Origin of the sequence: Paenarthrobacter sp. NPDC090520, from assembly GCF_044769205.1 — a bacterium.
Lineage (GTDB): Bacteria > Actinomycetota > Actinomycetes > Actinomycetales > Micrococcaceae > Arthrobacter.
Genome location: NZ_JBIVXM010000002.1, coordinates 125,460 through 141,867, shown reverse-complemented (window position 1 = coordinate 141,867; position 16,408 = coordinate 125,460). Strand labels below are relative to the sequence as shown.

The 16,408-nt window shown below is 64.6% G+C and carries 13 protein-coding genes; 4 read left to right on the top strand and 9 right to left on the bottom strand.

Annotated elements, in window-relative coordinates; translation table 11 throughout:
- Position 1 precedes the first annotated feature (1 nt).
- From alaS to ACIQTZ_RS03295, 5 genes are all read right to left on the bottom strand, one after another.
- Positions 2-2,680 carry an alanine--tRNA ligase gene (alaS, locus tag ACIQTZ_RS03315; protein WP_402977498.1) on the bottom strand — a complete coding sequence of 893 codons (2,679 nt, stop codon included), beginning with the start codon at positions 2,678-2,680 and terminating at the stop codon, positions 2-4.
- A 114-nt stretch (positions 2,681-2,794) separates the two neighbouring features.
- The gene (locus tag ACIQTZ_RS03310) at positions 2,795-3,019 is read right to left on the bottom strand and encodes a DUF6167 family protein (protein ID WP_397321635.1); all 225 of its coding nucleotides are present in this window, start codon (positions 3,017-3,019) and stop codon (positions 2,795-2,797) included.
- 21 nt (positions 3,020-3,040) lie between these two features.
- Positions 3,041-3,415: a DUF948 domain-containing protein gene (locus tag ACIQTZ_RS03305; RefSeq protein WP_397321634.1), complete on the bottom strand. Its 375-nt coding sequence runs from the start codon at positions 3,413-3,415 to the stop codon at positions 3,041-3,043.
- A 188-nt stretch (positions 3,416-3,603) separates the two neighbouring features.
- Complete coding sequence (gene rpsD, locus ACIQTZ_RS03300; RefSeq protein WP_387437188.1) at positions 3,604-4,224, bottom strand: 30S ribosomal protein S4; 621 nt, start codon at positions 4,222-4,224, stop codon at positions 3,604-3,606.
- 204 nt (positions 4,225-4,428) lie between these two features.
- Positions 4,429-5,892, bottom strand: a complete 1,464-nt coding sequence (locus ACIQTZ_RS03295) for a replication-associated recombination protein A (protein ID WP_402977495.1) — start codon at positions 5,890-5,892, stop codon at positions 4,429-4,431.
- Between the two features lie 41 nt (positions 5,893-5,933).
- Between ACIQTZ_RS03295 and ACIQTZ_RS03290 the strand changes: the two genes are divergently transcribed.
- Positions 5,934-6,614 (top strand): acVLRF1 family peptidyl-tRNA hydrolase, encoded by a 681-nt coding sequence (locus ACIQTZ_RS03290; protein WP_402977492.1) that lies wholly within the window; start codon positions 5,934-5,936, stop codon positions 6,612-6,614.
- A 3-nt stretch (positions 6,615-6,617) separates the two neighbouring features.
- Here ACIQTZ_RS03290 and ACIQTZ_RS03285 read toward each other — a convergent pair whose 3' ends face one another.
- The 3 genes from ACIQTZ_RS03285 to hisS form a co-directional block, all read right to left on the bottom strand.
- Positions 6,618-7,391, bottom strand: coding sequence for a GNAT family N-acetyltransferase (locus tag ACIQTZ_RS03285; RefSeq protein WP_402977489.1), 774 nt, complete (start codon positions 7,389-7,391; stop codon positions 6,618-6,620).
- Positions 7,392-7,465: 74 nt separating this feature from the next.
- A complete protein-coding gene (aspS, locus tag ACIQTZ_RS03280) occupies positions 7,466-9,259 on the bottom strand; it encodes an aspartate--tRNA ligase (RefSeq protein WP_402977486.1) in 1,794 nt (597 codons plus the stop codon).
- A 94-nt stretch (positions 9,260-9,353) separates the two neighbouring features.
- Positions 9,354-10,700, bottom strand: a complete 1,347-nt coding sequence (gene hisS, locus ACIQTZ_RS03275; protein ID WP_402942885.1) for a histidine--tRNA ligase — start codon at positions 10,698-10,700, stop codon at positions 9,354-9,356.
- A 207-nt stretch (positions 10,701-10,907) separates the two neighbouring features.
- Here hisS and ACIQTZ_RS03270 point away from each other — a divergent pair, with 207 nt between their 5' ends.
- From ACIQTZ_RS03270 to ACIQTZ_RS03260, 3 genes are all read left to right on the top strand, one after another.
- Positions 10,908-11,702: a peptidylprolyl isomerase gene (locus ACIQTZ_RS03270; protein WP_402977483.1), complete on the top strand. Its 795-nt coding sequence runs from the start codon at positions 10,908-10,910 to the stop codon at positions 11,700-11,702.
- Positions 11,703-11,769: 67 nt separating this feature from the next.
- Positions 11,770-13,245, top strand: coding sequence for a DUF349 domain-containing protein (locus ACIQTZ_RS03265; protein WP_402977480.1), 1,476 nt, complete (start codon positions 11,770-11,772; stop codon positions 13,243-13,245).
- A gap of 93 nt (positions 13,246-13,338) precedes the next feature.
- Positions 13,339-13,938 carry a hypothetical protein gene (locus tag ACIQTZ_RS03260; RefSeq protein ID WP_402977477.1) on the top strand — a complete coding sequence of 200 codons (600 nt, stop codon included), beginning with the start codon at positions 13,339-13,341 and terminating at the stop codon, positions 13,936-13,938.
- Here the strand turns inward: ACIQTZ_RS03260 and ACIQTZ_RS03255 are convergent.
- Positions 13,935-16,325 carry a RelA/SpoT family protein gene (locus ACIQTZ_RS03255; protein WP_397321945.1) on the bottom strand — a complete coding sequence of 797 codons (2,391 nt, stop codon included), beginning with the start codon at positions 16,323-16,325 and terminating at the stop codon, positions 13,935-13,937. The genes ACIQTZ_RS03260 and ACIQTZ_RS03255 overlap by 4 nt on opposite strands.
- Positions 16,326-16,408: the final 83 nt, after the last annotated feature.

Here is a 16,408-nt window from a genome sequence, read left to right as displayed (position 1 = left end):
CTCAGCGCTTGGCTATCGCGTCCGCTACCGCGGCGAGGGCCTCGGAGACCTTCGCAGCGTCAGTACCACCGCCCTGGGCAACATCGTCCTTGCCGCCGCCGCCTCCGCCGAGGATTCCGGCTGCGAGGCGAACCAGGGCACCGGCCTTCACTCCGGCGTCACGGGCGGCCTCGTTGGTGGCTACCAGGACCACGGGGCGATCGTTGCTGACGCCTGCGACAGCCACCGTGGATGCCTCGGAACCCAGGCGGTTCCGCAGGTCAAGGGCGAGGTTGCGGAGATCGTCCGCACCACCAACCTGACCTGCGTCATGGGCAATGACACGGACGCCCGCGGCGTCACGTGCGGTACCTGCCAGGCTTGCCGCGGCTGCAGCAAGCTGTTCCTTGCGCAGGCGGTCGAGTTCCTTCTCGGTGGCCTTGAGCTTGTTCAACGTGCTGGAAATACGGTCGGCCAACTGGCCGGACGGCACCTTCAGGAGTTCGGTCAGCTCGGTGACCAGCGCACGTTCGGCGGCCAGGTGGCGGAAGGCGTCCAGGCCCACGAAGGCCTCCACGCGACGGTTTCCGGAGCCAACGGACTGTTCTCCCAGGAGCGAAAGGCTGCCGATCAGCGAGGTGTTGGACACGTGCGTGCCACCGCACAGCTCCCGTGACCAGGCGCCGTCGATCTCCACTACCCGCACTTCGCTGCCATAGTTTTCACCGAACAATGCCATGGCGCCGAGCGCCTTGGCCTCGGCCAGGCCCATCACCTTGGTGTCCACCCGGAAGTTGTTGCGGATGGCGATGTTGGAGACTTCCTCGATTTCCGAGCGCGTGGCGGAGCTCAGGCCTTCGCCCCAGGCGAAGTCGAAGCGAAGGTAGCCTGCCTTGTTGAAGGAGCCTCGCTGGGTGGCCTCCGGGCCAAGGATCTGGTGCAGGGCAGCGTGCACAATGTGCGTTCCCGTGTGGGCCTGCTCTGCGGCGTGGCGGCGTTCGCGGTCGACGGCGGCACGCACCAGGGCGTCGCCGGCAATCTCGCCTTCGCGGACGATTGCCTTGTGGACGCTCAGGCCCTTGACAGGCCGCTGGACGTCCAGGACCTCGACGACGAAACCGTCGCCGGTGATAAGGCCAGTGTCTGCCGACTGGCCACCGGCCTCGGCGTAGAACGGGGTCTCGTTGAGCACGAGTTCGATTTCGTCGCCCGTCGAGGCGTGGGCTACCCGCTGGCCGCCGCTGACGATGCCACGGACCCTGGACTCGCCCTCAAGCTCGTCGTAGCCGATGAAGACTGTGTCGCCTTCGCCCAGCAGTTCCTGGTAAGCCGTGAGGTCGGCGTGACCGCCCTTCTTGCCCTTGGCGTCGGCCTGGGCACGCTGGCGCTGTTCGAGCATGAGTGCACGGAATCCGGCCTCGTCCACCTTGAGTCCGGCTTCCTCGGCCATTTCAAGGGTGAGGTCGATCGGGAAACCGTAGGTGTCGTGCAGGGTAAAGGCGTCGGCACCGGAGAGCGGAACACCGGCGGCCTTGGACTCAGCAACGGCATCTTCCAGGCGGGCAGTGCCCGAAGCGATGGTCCGGAGGAAGGCCTTTTCCTCGGCATAGGCAATGCGGCTGATGCGTGCAAAATCAGTCTCGACCACCGGGTAGACGCCCTTCATGGCGTCCCGGGAAACCGGCAGGAGCTCAGGGAGGCAGGCGTTCTCGACTCCAAGGAGGCGCATGGCCCGCACTGCGCGGCGGATCAGGCGGCGCAGGACGTATCCTCGGCCTTCGTTGGAGGGTGCCACGCCATCGGCGATCAGCATGAGGGCTGAACGGATATGGTCTGCCACAACACGCATGCGGACATCGTCAGTATGGTGCGGATCTTCGTCGGTCTCGGCGGAGGTGTATTGCTTGCCGGACAGCTCGGCAGCCTTGTCGATGACGGGACGGACCTGGTCGGTCTCGTACATGTTCTCCACGCCCTGCAGGATCATTGCAAGGCGTTCCATGCCCAGGCCCGTGTCGATGTTCTTGTTGGGAAGTTCGCCAACAATGTCGAAGTCCACCTTGGAGCGGACGTTCTCGATCTGGTACTGCATGAACACGAGGTTCCAGATTTCGATGTAGCGGGTTTCGTCCGCGATGGGACCACCCTCCACTCCGTACTCCGGGCCGCGGTCGTAGTAGATTTCCGAGCACGGTCCGGCGGGTCCGGGCTGGCCGGTGTGCCAGTAGTTGTCGGACTTACCCATTCGCTGAATGCGCTCGGCCGGGATGGCGGTGTTCTTGAGCCACAGTTCCTTGGCTTCATCGTCTTCTTCGTAGACGGTGACCCAGAGGCGTTCCGCCGGAAGCCCGTAGCCGCCGTCGTCCACGCTCTTGGTAAGGAGTTCGAAGGCGAACTTGATGGCGTCTTCCTTGAAGTAATCACCAAAGGAGAAGTTGCCGCACATCTGGAAGAACGTGCCGTGGCGCGCGGTTTTTCCGACTTCCTCGATGTCGCCGGTGCGGATGCACTTCTGGACGCTCGTGGCGCGGCTGTACGGCGGCTCTTCACGGGCAGTCAGGTAGGGAATGAACGGCACCATGCCGGCCACAGTGAAGAGAAGTGACGGGTCGCTGGAAACGAGCGACGCGGAGGGAACGGCTGTGTGGCCCTTACTGACAAAAAAGTCCACCCAGCGCTTGGTGATCTCCTGCGACTTCATTGGCTGATTACTTACCCTTCTCAATTCACTGCACACGTTGTGCGCGGTACCGGCTGATGCCGTTCCGCAGCTTTCCATTCTGCCCTGTTGCGGGCGCGGGGGCGAACCCGCCCGCTACCGACGGACGGCGTCGTCGATGCCCAACGCCGCCCGGAGGTCCTCTTCGCGCTCGTGCATGCCCGCCCGCACCGCGTCGGCAAAGTCGAACAGCCCGTCGGCCAGCCGGCCAACGGCGCGGTTCAGGCCATCAGGCCCGATGGAGGCCTGCGCCTCGTTGAACTTCTTGAAGGCGATGACGCCGATCGCGACGCCAATGCCCATCCAGACAACTCTCTTCATGTGTGATGCCCTCCCGGGGAATCAGCGGCTGCGCCGGCCGGACGATGGGGTGCTCTTCCTGGCGAACGCGGAGCGGACACCATAGCTGAACGCGGCAACCTTGATCAGCGGTGAACCAACCGTGGCCGCCACGAGCGAAGACAGTGCCGAAATGTTGGCGGAGGCATCGGAAACGTTCGACGCAATGCCGTCCACCTTCTTCAACTGCTGGTTGGTGGTGGACACCGTGGCCGTCACCTCGTCCATGAGGGGCGTGGCGCCGTCGCTGATGGAACGGATGGACGAGCGGACCTCGTCGAAAACTCCACCGAGCTTCAAGATCGGCACAGCCAGCAACAGAACCAGGAGCGCGAAGACTCCTGCCGCAATCAGGCCGGCGATGTCGCCACCAGACATAGAACTCATCTCCTAGGATCGTTGCACTGCCCCGCCGGCCGTCTCCGGTTTGGCTGGGGCTTCCCCAAGTACCTTACAGACAAAAGGAGCCTCATCTCACCTGTGGAGGCAACACCGCCAACACCAGCCGCAAAGACAGAGAAGCCCGTGGCGTATGCCACGGGCTTCTCTGTGCGCTGCTGGAAAATTTAGCGAGCGTAGAATTCGACGACGAGCTGCTCTTCGCAGATCACGGGGACCTCGGAGCGCTTCGGGCGGCGAACCAGCTTTGCCTGCAGGGCGTCGATCTTGACATCCAGGTAAGCCGGGGTGGTGGCCAGGACGTGTGCACCGGCAGCTGCTGCCTGGAACGGTGCCATGACCTCGGAGCGGCTGTGGACGTGGATGAGCTGGCCTTCGCCGACGCGGAAGGACGGGCGGTCCACGCGGATGCCGTCAACCAGGATGTGGCGGTGCACAACCAGCTGGCGGGCTTGGGCGATGGTGCGGGCGAAGCCTGCACGGAGAACCAGGGCGTCTAGACGCATCTCGAGCAGTTCAACCAGGTTTTCACCGGTCAGGCCCTTGGTGCGGCGTGCTTCTTCGAAGGCACGGGTCATCTGGGCTTCGCGGATGCCGTACTGGGCGCGCAGGCGCTGCTTTTCGCGCAGACGAACGGCGTAGTCGGAGTCCTGCTTCTTGCGGGCACGGCCATGCTCACCGGGGCCGTACGGGCGGCGCTCCATGTACTTGGCGGCCTTGGGGGTCAGAGCGATGCCGAGTGCACGCGAGAGGCGTGCGGTACGGCGAGCACGAGTGTTGTTAGCCACTTGTGTCCTTCCAAATTACTGCGGTGTATCAGTGTTCCTGGCCTCCATCAGGGAGAGCGTCGGCCACCGCTGCCTCTTGCTACTGGCCCACGGCACAGTGCCATCGAAGGAAACTTCCATGGGATTGTGCGTCGGGTCATGCCAGACGAAGATCAATCCTACCACGGTGCCACGGTTGGACGGTCGCGGACCGGCACCAGGGAGCTACTGGCCGCGGATGATCTTGCGCAGCCGTTCGAGCCTTGGGGCAATGTCCCTTTCCGCGCCGTTGGTGGTGGGCACGTAATAGTCCTTGCCCACCAGGTCGTCGGGCGGATACTGCTGGGTGGCTACGCCATGCGGCTCGTCGTGGGCGTACGTGTAGCTCTGGCCGTGGCCAAGCTGCTTGGCGCCGGGATAGTGGGCGTCGCGAAGGTGCATGGGAATACCACCGCCGAACCCTGCCCGGACATCGGCGATGGCCTTGTTGATGCCCATGTACGCAGCGTTGGATTTGGGTGCGGTTGCCAGGTGGACCACGGCTTCGGCCAGGATGATGCGGCCTTCCGGCATGCCGATCAATTGAACGGCATGCGCAGCCGCGACGGCCGTCTGCAATGCGGTGGGATCGGCCATGCCAATGTCTTCGGCGGCGGAGATCACAATGCGGCGCGCCACGAACCTGGGATCTTCGCCGGCTTCGAGCATGCGTGCCAGGTAGTGCAGGGACGCATCCACGTCCGAACCCCTGATGGACTTGATGAAGGCGCTCGCCACGTCGTAATGCTGGTCGCCGGCCCGGTCATACCGGACGGCGGCCGCATCCACGGCGCGTTCGGTGTGGCGCAATTCCACGGGTACCGGCGCGTCCGGTGCGCCGTCGTCGGCAAGGCCCGGTTCGCCGTCGGGCGCTTCTTCCCCTTCGACGGCGGCGCTGTCACCGAAAGCGACACCTGCGGCAGCTTCCAGCGCGGTCAGTGCCCGCCGCGCGTCCCCACCCGACAAGCGCACCAGGTGCTCCAAGGCTTCCTGGCTGAGCTCCACCCGCCCGCCGAGTCCACGCGCATCCAGGACCGCCCGCTGCAGCAGCCCCGAAATGTCCTCATCGGTCAGTGGCTTGAGCGTCAGCAGCAACGAGCGCGACAGCAAGGGCGACACCACGGAGAAGGAGGGATTCTCCGTCGTGGCCGCCACCAGCACCACCCACCGGTTTTCGACACCGGGAAGCAGGGCATCCTGTTGGGCCTTGTTGAACCGGTGGATCTCGTCCAGGAACAGGACCGTGGTCTTCTTGTAGAGGTCCCGGGCAGTCAGGGCCTCATCCATCACCCGCCGCACGTCCTTCACGCCCGCCGTAATGGCGGACAACTCCACGAACTTCCGGCCCGGTCCCCTGGCAATCACATGCGCGAGAGTCGTCTTGCCGGTACCCGGCGGACCCCACAGGATTACCGAGCTCGGCCCCGCAGGACCGGCTGCCTCCGCCCCCGCCGCCAACTGCCGCAGCGGTGAGCCTTGGCCAAGGAGGTGTTGCTGTCCCACCACGTCATCCAGGGTCCGGGGACGCATGCGGACCGCCAACGGGCTGCGCTGCGAAGCCATCCACCCGGCATCGGAGACTCCCCCGGTTACGGGCACGTCCTCCGACTCGTCGTCGTTGACTGCGCCGGCACCAAAGAGATCTTCCACATGGATAGGCTACTCATAGTTCCAGCAAAGGAGACATTGACGTGGACCGGCCCGTAACCAGCCCGCACCACCAAGGACCCCGCGCCGCCAGCCGGACGGCTTTGGTTCCTGCCGCGCGACTCGCGGGCTGGGTGGACCGGTTTGCCGCCAGCCACGGGTCCGCGACTGAGGATTTCGACGGCGACGCCCTGGTCCTGCGCGCGACCGACGGCACCACGGCTGCGCTCAGGCCGCCATGGCCGATCGACGGGCGGCCGGGGCGCGGCGCCACTGAACTGGAGCGCCTGGCCTCCCTGGCTGCCCAGGAACGCGGGCTGGGGCTTGTCCTGGTGCGACGTGGCGGCTTTGCCATTGCCGCAGCCAGCGGCGGCAAGATCCTCGCGTCGAAGAGCGGCAACCGCTATGTCCAGTCCCGGACATCGGCAGGAGGGCAGTCACAACAAAGGTTTGCCAGGCGGCGATCCAACCAGGCAGACGCTTTGGTGGAGACTGCAGCCGATCATGTGGGCCGGATCTTTGGTTCGCACCTGATCGAATACATCGTCCCCGGAGGGGACCGCGCCCTGGTGGAGCAAGTCCTTAAGGCCCCGGTCGCGCAGGCCTGGGCCCAGCGGACCCGGCTGGCCTTCCTCGATGTTCAGGAACCGAAGACGGCAATCCTGCCCAAAGCTGCTTCCGATGCATGTTCCATCCGCATCACCGTCACTGACCCACCAGGCTGATTTCTAGCAGCCTGACCTTGCCCGCCGCAGCGGTGCCTGCCGATACAAATAGCTGCCGTAGTCCCTGAAGCCTGCCAGCCGGTACAGGCTCTGCGCAGCATGATTTGCCGCCGTGACAAGCAGCCAAAATCCCTTGAGCTCCTCACGGGCACCCTCGTTCAGCAGAGCGTCCAGCACCTCACTTGCGTAGCCCCGCCTGCGATGCGCTTCCGACGTCGCCATGCCATAAACGCCACCCCAGCCACCCGCCAAAGCAAGACGCCCGACGGCGGCCGGCAGGCCGCCGTCGTCCCACACGAGGGCGTAGACGGAAGGACAGCCGGTCAGGATCCTGCGCGCGACCTCCAGTTCAGGCTCACCGCCGCGGCCGTCCACCGACCACCACAGCCTCAGCCATTCCTCCGATGGGGAACGCGACAACTCCACGCGGCCGTCACCGCAGGACGGCAGGCCCGACGTGCCGCGCACCATGATCTGCGTGGCGGACTGCCGGGTGAAGCGCAAGCCATCCAGGACGTCATTGAGGCCCGCGCTGCGGGCGTCGTCGAACACCTGGAAGATCAGCGGGAGGCGGCGACGGTACCACTCGGAGGCATCACGGACGGCCGCGGCCAGCGCCGCGCCGTCCGCGCCAGCGGACAATCCGCGTGGCCACACTGAATTGGCCCGCTGCGTCACGCCCTCAGACGCCCTCAGCACCCAAGCACCAGATTCTTCCCGGTCCAAGGACGGCCAGGCCTCGTCCATGAGGGCTTCGATCGAGGACTGGTCCAGCATGAAGGGGGCCACCTTTCACTGACGGCGGGAACGCCGAAGGCCCCCCGCGGACGGGGAGCCTTCGAAGGGGAACTTTACTCGGACTTGGTCTCCGGCTTTGCGGCAGGCTTGGCCTCCGGCTTGAAGTCCACTCCGGCTTCCTTGCGCTGCTGCGCCGTGATCGGAGCAGGCGCTGCGGTCAGCGGGTCAAAGCCGTTGCCGGTCTTGGGGAAGGCGATGACGTCGCGGATGGACTCGACGCCGGCCAGCAGGGCCACCACGCGATCCCAGCCAAGGGCGATGCCGCCGTGCGGAGGGGCGCCGTACTTGAAGCCCTCGAGCAGGAAGCCGAACTTGGTCTCGGCATCTTCCTTGTCCAGGCCCATCAGCTTGAACACGCGCTCCTGGACATCGGCCTGGTGGATACGGATGGAACCGCCACCGATCTCATTGCCGTTGCACACAATGTCGTAGGCGTAGGACAACGCCGATTCCGGATCCTGGTCGAAGGTGTCCAGGAACTCAGGCTTGGGCGAGGTGAACGCGTGGTGCACAGCCGTCCACTGGCCGGCGCCAACCGCAACGTCCCCGGACGCCACAGCCGCGGCAGCAGGCTCAAACATGGGGGCGTCAACAATCCAGACAAACGCCCAGTCGTTCGGGTCGATCAGGCCGGTACGGTGGCCGATCTCCACGCGGGCTGCGCCGAGCAGTGCACGCGAAGCGGACTTCTCCCCCGCTGCGAAGAAAATGCAGTCCCCCGGCTTGGCGCCCACGGCATCCGCCAGGCCCGCGCGTTCCTGCTCGGTGAGGTTCTTGGCAACGGGACCGGCCAACTCGCCGTCTTCCTTGAAGAGGACGTAAGCCAGTCCCTTGGCACCGCGCTGCTTGGCCCATTCCTGCCAGGCATCCAGGGCGCGGCGGGCTTGGGACGCACCACCGGGCATGACCACGGCGCCCACGTAAGGAGCCTTGAACACACCGAAGTTGGTGTCCTTGAAGAATTCCGTCAGCTCGGTCAGCTCAAGGCCGAAGCGCAGGTCCGGCTTGTCCGAACCGTACCGGGCCATGGCGTCGAGGTAGGTCATGCGGCGGATGGGCGTGGGGACTTCGACGTCGATCAGCTGCCAGAGTGCCTTGACGATGCCTTCGCCCAGGTCGATGATGTCGTCCTGGTCCACGAAGCTGGCTTCGATGTCCAGCTGGGTGAACTCAGGCTGGCGGTCCGCGCGGAAGTCTTCATCGCGGTAGCAGCGGGCGATCTGGTAGTACTTCTCGAAGCCGCCCACCTGGAGGAGCTGCTTGAAAAGCTGCGGCGATTGCGGCAGGGCGTACCAGGAACCCGGGGCCAGACGCGCCGGAACCACGAAGTCGCGGGCGCCTTCCGGCGTCGAACGCGTCAGCGTGGGAGTTTCGATCTCGACGTATCCACGCTGGTGCAGCAGTTCACGGGCTACGCGGTTGGCCTCGGAACGGAGGCGGATGTTGCGGGCCGGGCCCGGGCGGCGGAGGTCCAGGTAGCGGTGCTTGAGGCGTGCCTCCTCGCCAACTTCCACGTGCTCGTCAATCTGGAACGGCAAGGGATCGGAAGTGTTGAGAATCACCACTTTGTCCGCGATGACCTCAATGTCGCCGGTGGCCAGGGCGGGGTTCTCGTTGCCTTCGGGACGCTTGTTGACGGTACCGGTCACCTGCAGGACGTATTCGTTGCGCAGGCCGTGGAAGACCTCTTCCTCGCGGACAACCACCTGGGCGACACCGGAGGCATCACGCAGGTCAACGAATGCCACGCCACCGTGATCGCGGCGGCGGCCTACCCAGCCGGCCAGGGTAACGGTTTGTCCAATGTGCTCGGAACGGAGTGATCCGAGGTCATGTGTGCGCAGCACAGCATTCCTTTCAGCATGAATTTTGAGGGATGTCCGCAAGGACGATCCCGTCCGAGTTTACCCGCCCCGGCCGCGGCCCCCGCTACGGGGGAAGTCAGGCGGTGGTGACCCGGACGTACAGGTCCTCGTCCGACGGAGTCCAGGTGGCCGGATCCGCATCCACCTGCTCGCCCGAACGGATGTCCTTGACCTGGTGCTTGCCATCCTCGTCGGTGAACCACACGAACGGAATGCCACGACGGTCCGCGAACTTGATCTGCTTGCCGAACTTTTCGGCCTTCGCGGCGACTTCCGTGGCGATGCCGCGGCTGCGCAACTGCGCAGCGACGTCCTGTGCTGCGGACCAGCTGTCATCGTGGTTCAAGGCAACCAGGACCGCAGTTGGCACGGAACGGGATGCCGTGGCGAACTCCTGGCTCAGTATCCGCGAGACAAGGCGGGTCACGCCAATGGAAAGGCCAACGCCGGGGAACTTGCGGTTGCCCTTGCTGGCCAGGGCGTCGTAACGTCCGCCCGAGCAAATGGAACCCAGCTGCTCATGGCCAACCAGGACGGTCTCCACCACCGTGCCGGTGTAATAGTCCAGGCCGCGGGCGATGCTGAGGTCTGCGAGCACCTTGCCGGGGGCACGCAGCACTGCTGCCTCAATGACCTGCTCGAGCTCGCTCAGGCCTTCGTCAAGAAGGTCGTCCTTGACACCGAGAGCCTTGACCTGGGCCACGAAGGACGTGTCCTCGGTGCGGATCGTGGCGAGCTGCAACGCCAGGCCGGCCTGCTCGTCCGTGGCCCCTAGCTCGCTCTTGAGCAACTCCGCCACCTTGTCGGCACCGATCTTCTCCAGCTTGTCGATGCTGCGCAGCACCCCCGCAGTGTCCGTGAGGCCGATGCCGCGGTAGAAACCTTCCGCCAGCTTGCGGTTGTTCACGCGGAGCCGGAACTCCGGAATCGGAAGTGCGCTCAGGGCTTCGGCAATGACCAGGGCGATTTCCACGTCGTAGCGGAACGGCAGCTCACCGTCGCCCACAACGTCAATATCGGCCTGCGTGAATTCCCGGGCACGGCCCTCCTGCGGTCGTTCTCCGCGCCACACCTTTTGGATCTGGTAGCGGCGGAAGGGGAAGGCAAGGTAGCCGGCGTTCTCCACAACGTACCGCGCGAACGGCACCGTCAGGTCGAAGTGCAGTGCAAGCGCGTTCGGATCCGAGCGATCAGCTTTCGCCGGTTCGCCTTCGTCATCCTGGAGCCGGCTCAATCCATAGACTTCCTTGTCGATTTCGCCCTTGCGCAGCAGTTGGCCAACCGTTTCCACCGCGCGGGTCTCAATCGATGAGAAACCGTGCAGCTCGAAGGTCTTGCGGAGGGTATCCAGGACATGGAGTTCCACCAACCGCTCCTGGGGAAGCCACTCGGGGAATCCGGACAGGGAGGCGGTACGTGCCATGGTGGAAATGTCTCCTCGAAGAAAGCCGACCCGGAATTCAATGCAGCGACAATAAACATCCAATCAGCGTTTATTGGGCAGGAGTCCAGACGGTCATGCATAAACTATGTGCGGCAGCCAGTTTATGCTTTCCTCGCGTGCACTTCTAATGCAGCATGCCCGGATCCCCTCGGCCGCCCTGGTACACGGACATTAACAGGAGGACTCTTGGCAACGAAGTCGCGCGATGAACGCGAGGCCAGACGACGCATCCGGCAAATGGAAGCCAAGCGTGCCCTGCGGCAGGAACAGGACAAGCGGCGCAAGCGGGACAATACCCTTGCCATCACCGCAGCCATCGTGGCCTTGGTCCTGGCCGTGGTGCTCCAATTGACGGTGTTCAGCTCCAATCCAACTGAGGAGGAGTATGCAGCGGCCCAGGCCGGGCTCAGTTCACCGTCCGCCTCGCCCGCAGCCAGCAACAGCGCGGACGTTCCCAGTGCGGACACAGCCGCGGGGAAGACCTTCACGGGAGAACTCACCCTGAACAGCGGCGTGGTGGGAGTCCAGATCGATGGAACCACCGCTCCACAGGCTGCTGCCGTCCTCAAGTCGCTTAGCGATTCCGGCTATTACGCTGGAGCCTTCTGCCACCGGTTGACAACCTCGGATACTTTTGGGCTGCTGCAGTGCGGCGCCAAGGCCGAGGACGGTTCCGATGACCCCAACTACCGGTGGGGACCGCTGGAAAACACGCCGGCCGACAACAAATACCCCGCGGGAACCATCGCCGTGGCACGCAGCGGCAACAACGCCTACGGAAACGGCCACCAGTTCTTCATCGTCTACAAGGACACCCTGATCCCTTCGGACTCTGCCGGCGGCTACACCATAGTGGGGAAGGTGACGAGTGGCCTGGATGTGGTCACCAAGATCGCGGCGGCCGGGCTGAAGGCCGGTGCCGCCAACAACGACGGCGCCCCTGTGGCACCTGTCACGATAGACTCTTTTTCACTGAAGTAACCGACTCCCGGCCCCGGCCTGGGGTGCATGACCTTTAGCAGTCCCTCCAAGCGAAAGACTTTTAGCGGTGACAGACAGTCAGAAATCCGACGAAACAGCAGCAGTGACCAACCAGGAAGCCGTCGAGGCGACCGAGGGCAGCGGCCAGGAAGAGACGCCGGGCGTCGAAACCACGACGCCGGAAGCCAAGCCTGTTGCACCCCGCCCGGCTCCCTCGCCCGCTGCCTTCGCAGCGCGTCCCAAGGCTCCCGCCGCCGTCGTACCTGCCGCGCCGGCAGTGTCCGCAGCGTCCCTCGCCGAAGCCGCCAAGTGGGGCCGCGCCGAAGGCGACGGCCATGTGTTCCTCACCCTGGACGGTGAAGAACTCGCCGTAGGCCAATACCCCGGCGTCAGCCCTGATGAGGCCCTGGGGTACTTCGCCCGGAAGTTCGACGACGTGATCGCCCAGGTGGTGCTCCTGGAACACCGCGTGGAATCCAAGGCACCGGCCACGGACATGCAGAAGACCGTCGCCCATCTGCGGGAACAACTGGCTGAACGGAACATGGTGGGCGATATCCGCTCCGCCGAGGCGCGCCTGGACTCGCTCTCCACCCAGATCGTGGAGCTGGAAAAATCGGAGAAGGCGGCGCACGACGCCGTCCGGGCCAGCGAACTCGCAGCCCGCGAAGCGATCGTCGCAGAAGCCGAGTCCATCGCCGGACAGGATCCCGCGCAGATCCAGTGGAAGACCTCGAGCGCCCGCATGAACGAGCTCTTTGAGACCTGGAAGGCGGCGCAGAAGAGCGGCGTCCGCCTGGGACGCAGCAACGAAGACGCACTGTGGAAGCGCTTCCGGTCGGCACGCACGGTCTTCGACCGCCACCGCCGCGCCTACTTCTCGCAGCTGGACAGCAACAACTCGGCAGCGAAGGCCGCCAAGGAGGCACTGATCACCGAGGCCGAGGGACTCTCCTCGTCAACGGACTGGGGCTATGCCGCAGGCGAATACCGCCGGCTCATGGACCAGTGGAAGGCCACTCCCCGCGCCAGCCGCAAAGACGACGACGCGCTCTGGGCCCGGTTCCGTGCAGCGCAGGACGTCTTCTTCAGCAACCGGCAGTCGGCCAACGACCAGATCGACCAGGAATACACCGCCAACCTGGCTGTCAAGGAAGAGCTGGTGGCCGAGGCCCAGGCCCTCCTGCCGATCAATGACCTGAACGCTGCCAAGAAGGCCCTGCAGTCCATCCGTGACCGGTGGGAGGACGCCGGAAAGGTGCCGCGTGCGGACATGGGACGCATCGAGGCCGGCCTGCGCAAGGTTGAGGACGCTGTCCGGGAAGCCGAAGAAGAGAAGTGGCGCCGGAGCAACCCGGAGACCAAGGCCCGCACCAACAGTGCACTCTCGCAGCTTGAGTCGGCCATCGCCAGCCTCAAGGATGACCTGGAGAAAGCTGAGAAAGCAGGCGACCAGCGACGCATCAAGGCCGCCCGCGAAGCCCTCGAAGCCCGCCAGGCCTGGCTGGACCAGATCCAGCGCTCGGCAAGCGACCTCGCGTAGGATTTTTTCCACGAAGGCAGGCCCCGTCCCGGTTATCCACATAGCCGGGTCGGGGCCTGTACTCGTTTTCGGGGTTCGGGAAATGATCGATGGATGGTCTCCGCTGTCACCACCGCGCATCTGCAAGAACCCGTACTTCATGAGCTCTACTCCGCGCCACGCATCTTCACTTGGCCCGAACTCCAGAGCATGGCATCGGATGGCATCCTGTCGCCGCTGTACGGAAAAAGCTACGCAGCGTCCGGATCCGCGGTCACCCCGCGTCTGAGAGCCCGGGCTGCCGCGCTGGCCGTTCCGGAACGCATGCGGACCAAAGTGGTGGCCGGCAGGCTGACGGCGGCATGGATCTATGGCTGTGCCAGGCCACCCAGGAGCCTGACGCTGCTGGTTGACGCGAAGCACCGCATCTCCAGCATCCGCGGTGCCCGTGGCTGCAGCCTGCACGAGGTCCGGCTCGGCCAGTTTGACGTCGTCAGCCTTGGCGGGTTGCTCGTCAGCAGCCCCTTGCGGACCGCAGCGGACATCGCCTTGCACGTCGAAGCCGAGCATGCGCTTCCGGCGTTGTCTTCACTCCTGGAAAAGCCGGACCTTGGAGTCCGGCTCCGCCTGGTCACCCTGGCCGTGCAGGCTGCCCCGCGGGTACCGCACAAGAAGCGCGCCCTCGCCACCTTGGCCCGGTTACAGGATGGCTAGCTTCGGCGGCGGTTGCCCGTGGTCCGGTAGACGTCAAAGACTCCGTCGATGCGGCGTACGGCACTCAGGACGTGATGCAGATACTTCGGATCACCCATCTCGAAGGCAAACTTGGAAATGGCCACCCTGTCGCTGGACGTGTGGACCGATGCCGCAAGGATGTTCACGTGGTTGTCCGAAAGCACCCTGGTGACATCGGAGAGCAGGGACTTGCGGTCCAACGCCTCAACCTGGATCTCCACCAGGAATACACTCGACTGCGTCGGAGCCCATTCCACTTCCACGATCCGGTCCGGCTGGTCCCGAAGGCCTGCGACATTCGTACAGTCGGTCCTGTGAACCGACACTCCGGAACCCCGGGTCACGAAGCCCAGGATCGGATCCGGCGGGACGGGCGTACAGCACCGGGCAAGCTTGACCCACACATCGCCCACGCCGCGCACAATGACGCCGGAATCGGAGAACTTGGATTTGGCCACCTGCGTCGGAATGCTGACCTCGTCAAGGTCCTCATCAGGCGTCTCATGGCCACCCAGCTGCTCCATGAGCTTTTCCATGACCGACTGTGCAGACGTGTGGCCGTCTCCTACACCCGCGTACAGGCCGGAAATATCCACGTAATGGAAGTCCTCGGCCACGGACGACAAGGCGTCATGGGTCATGAGGCGCTGCAGTGGCAGGTTTTGCTTGCGCATCGCCCGCGTCAGCATGTCCTTGCCGCGGTCAATGGCCTCTTCGCGGCGTTCCTTGCTGAACCATTGGCGGATCTTGTTGCGGGCACGCGCCGACTTGACGAAATGCTGCCAGTCCTGGCTGGGGCCGGCACCCTCTGCCTTGGAGGTGAAGATCTCTACCCAGTCGCCATGGTTCAGTTCGCTGTTGAGGGGTACCAGCTTGCCGTTGACCCGGGCGCCGATGGTGCGGTGTCCCACTTCGGTGTGGACGGCGTAGGCGAAGTCCACGGGCGTGGATCCCGCCGGAAGCGCCATGACTTCGCCCTTGGGCGTGAACACGAACACTTCCCGGGCGTTGATCTCGTAACGCAGCGAATCGAGGAACTCGCCGGGATCGGAAGTTTCCTGCTGCCAGTCAACCAATGACCGCAGCCAACCCATGTCACCGTCACGCGGGCTTCCCGGACCAACGGCCGTGCGGTTGGGCTGGTCTTTGTACTTCCAGTGCGCCGCTACACCGTATTCCGCCCGGCGGTGCATCTCGTGGGTCCGGATCTGGATCTCAACGGGCTTGCCGCCAGGACCGATCACGGTGGTATGCAGTGACTGGTACATGTTGAACTTGGGCATCGCGATGTAGTCCTTGAACCGCCCCGGAAGCGGGTTCCAACGCGAATGCAGGGTGCCCAGGGCTGCGTAACAGTCCCGGACCGAATCCACCAGGACACGGACGCCCATGAGGTCGTTGATGTCGTCGAAGTCCTTATCCCGGACGATCATCTTCTGGTAGATGGAGTAGTAATGCTTGGGGCGACCGGTGATGGTCGCCTTGATCCGCGCGGTGCGAAGGTCATCGGCAATCTGGTTGCGGATGACGCTGAGGCTCTTCTCACGCTCCGGCGTGCGGTCCCCCACCATCCGCACGATTTCCTCGTACACCTTGGGGTACAGGGCGGCAAAGGACAAGTCCTCGAGCTCCCATTTGATGGTGTTCATGCCCAGGCGGTGGGCCAGCGGAGCAAAGATCTCCAGGGTTTCGCGCGCCTTGCGGGAGGAGGATTCAGCGGACACGAACCGCCAGGTACGGGCGTTGTGGAGCCGGTCCGCCAGCTTGATCATCAGGACACGGATGTCCTTGGCCATGGCCACGACCATCTTGCGGACCGTCTCGGACTGGGCCGCCTCGCCGAAGCTGACCTTGTCCAACTTGGTGACGCCATCCACCAGCATGGCTACTTCCGGCCCAAAGTCCCGCGTCAGATCGGCGAGCGTGTACGGAGTGTCCTCCACAGTGTCATGCAGCAGCGCTGCCGCCAGCGTGGTACCGGTCATGCCGAGCTCCGCCAGGATGGTGGCGACGGCTACGGGATGGGTGATGTACGGATCGCCGCTCTTGCGCTTTTGCCCTTGGTGGCTGCGTTCCGCGACGGCGAAAGCGCGCTGGATGAGGTCGAAGTCCTCTTTGGGGTTGTTGGCCCGGACGGTCCGCAGCAACGGCTCCAGGATGGGCGAGTATGGTGCCACTCCCCTGCCGGTCAGGCGGGCCAGGCGGGAGCGCGTGCGTTCGCGTCGTCCAGGGAAGGTTGGGCGTGGCCCGGGGGCATCAACCGGGACAGCAGCAGTCCGTCCAGCCACGCTTGTTGCTGGAACAGCCACCCCGCTGTGACCGTCTTCCCCGCCCGCCGGTGGTGCCGACGTCGCACGTTCTTCCACAGAAGTACCCCTCACGACCGATTTAATTCTCCCAGTCTATTCCCGGAAGCGAATGCTTCCGCAACCCGGCAGCACATGACGGA

Bases quoted from the DNA above. Each gene is read 5' to 3' on its own strand.
- ACIQTZ_RS03310 (WP_397321635.1), bottom strand. From the start codon at position 3,019: ATGAAGAGAGTTGTCTGGATGGGCATTGGCGTCGCGATCGGCGTCATC.
- ACIQTZ_RS03260 (WP_402977477.1), top strand. From the start codon at position 13,339: ATGGTCTCCGCTGTCACCACCGCGCATCTGCAAGAACCCGTACTTCAT.
- ACIQTZ_RS03285 (WP_402977489.1), bottom strand. From the start codon at position 7,391: ATGCTGGACCAGTCCTCGATCGAAGCCCTCATGGACGAGGCCTGGCCG.
- hisS (WP_402942885.1), bottom strand. From the start codon at position 10,700: ATGGCACGTACCGCCTCCCTGTCCGGATTCCCCGAGTGGCTTCCCCAG.
- ACIQTZ_RS03305 (WP_397321634.1), bottom strand. From the start codon at position 3,415: ATGTCTGGTGGCGACATCGCCGGCCTGATTGCGGCAGGAGTCTTCGCG.
- alaS (WP_402977498.1), bottom strand. From the start codon at position 2,680: ATGAAGTCGCAGGAGATCACCAAGCGCTGGGTGGACTTTTTTGTCAGT.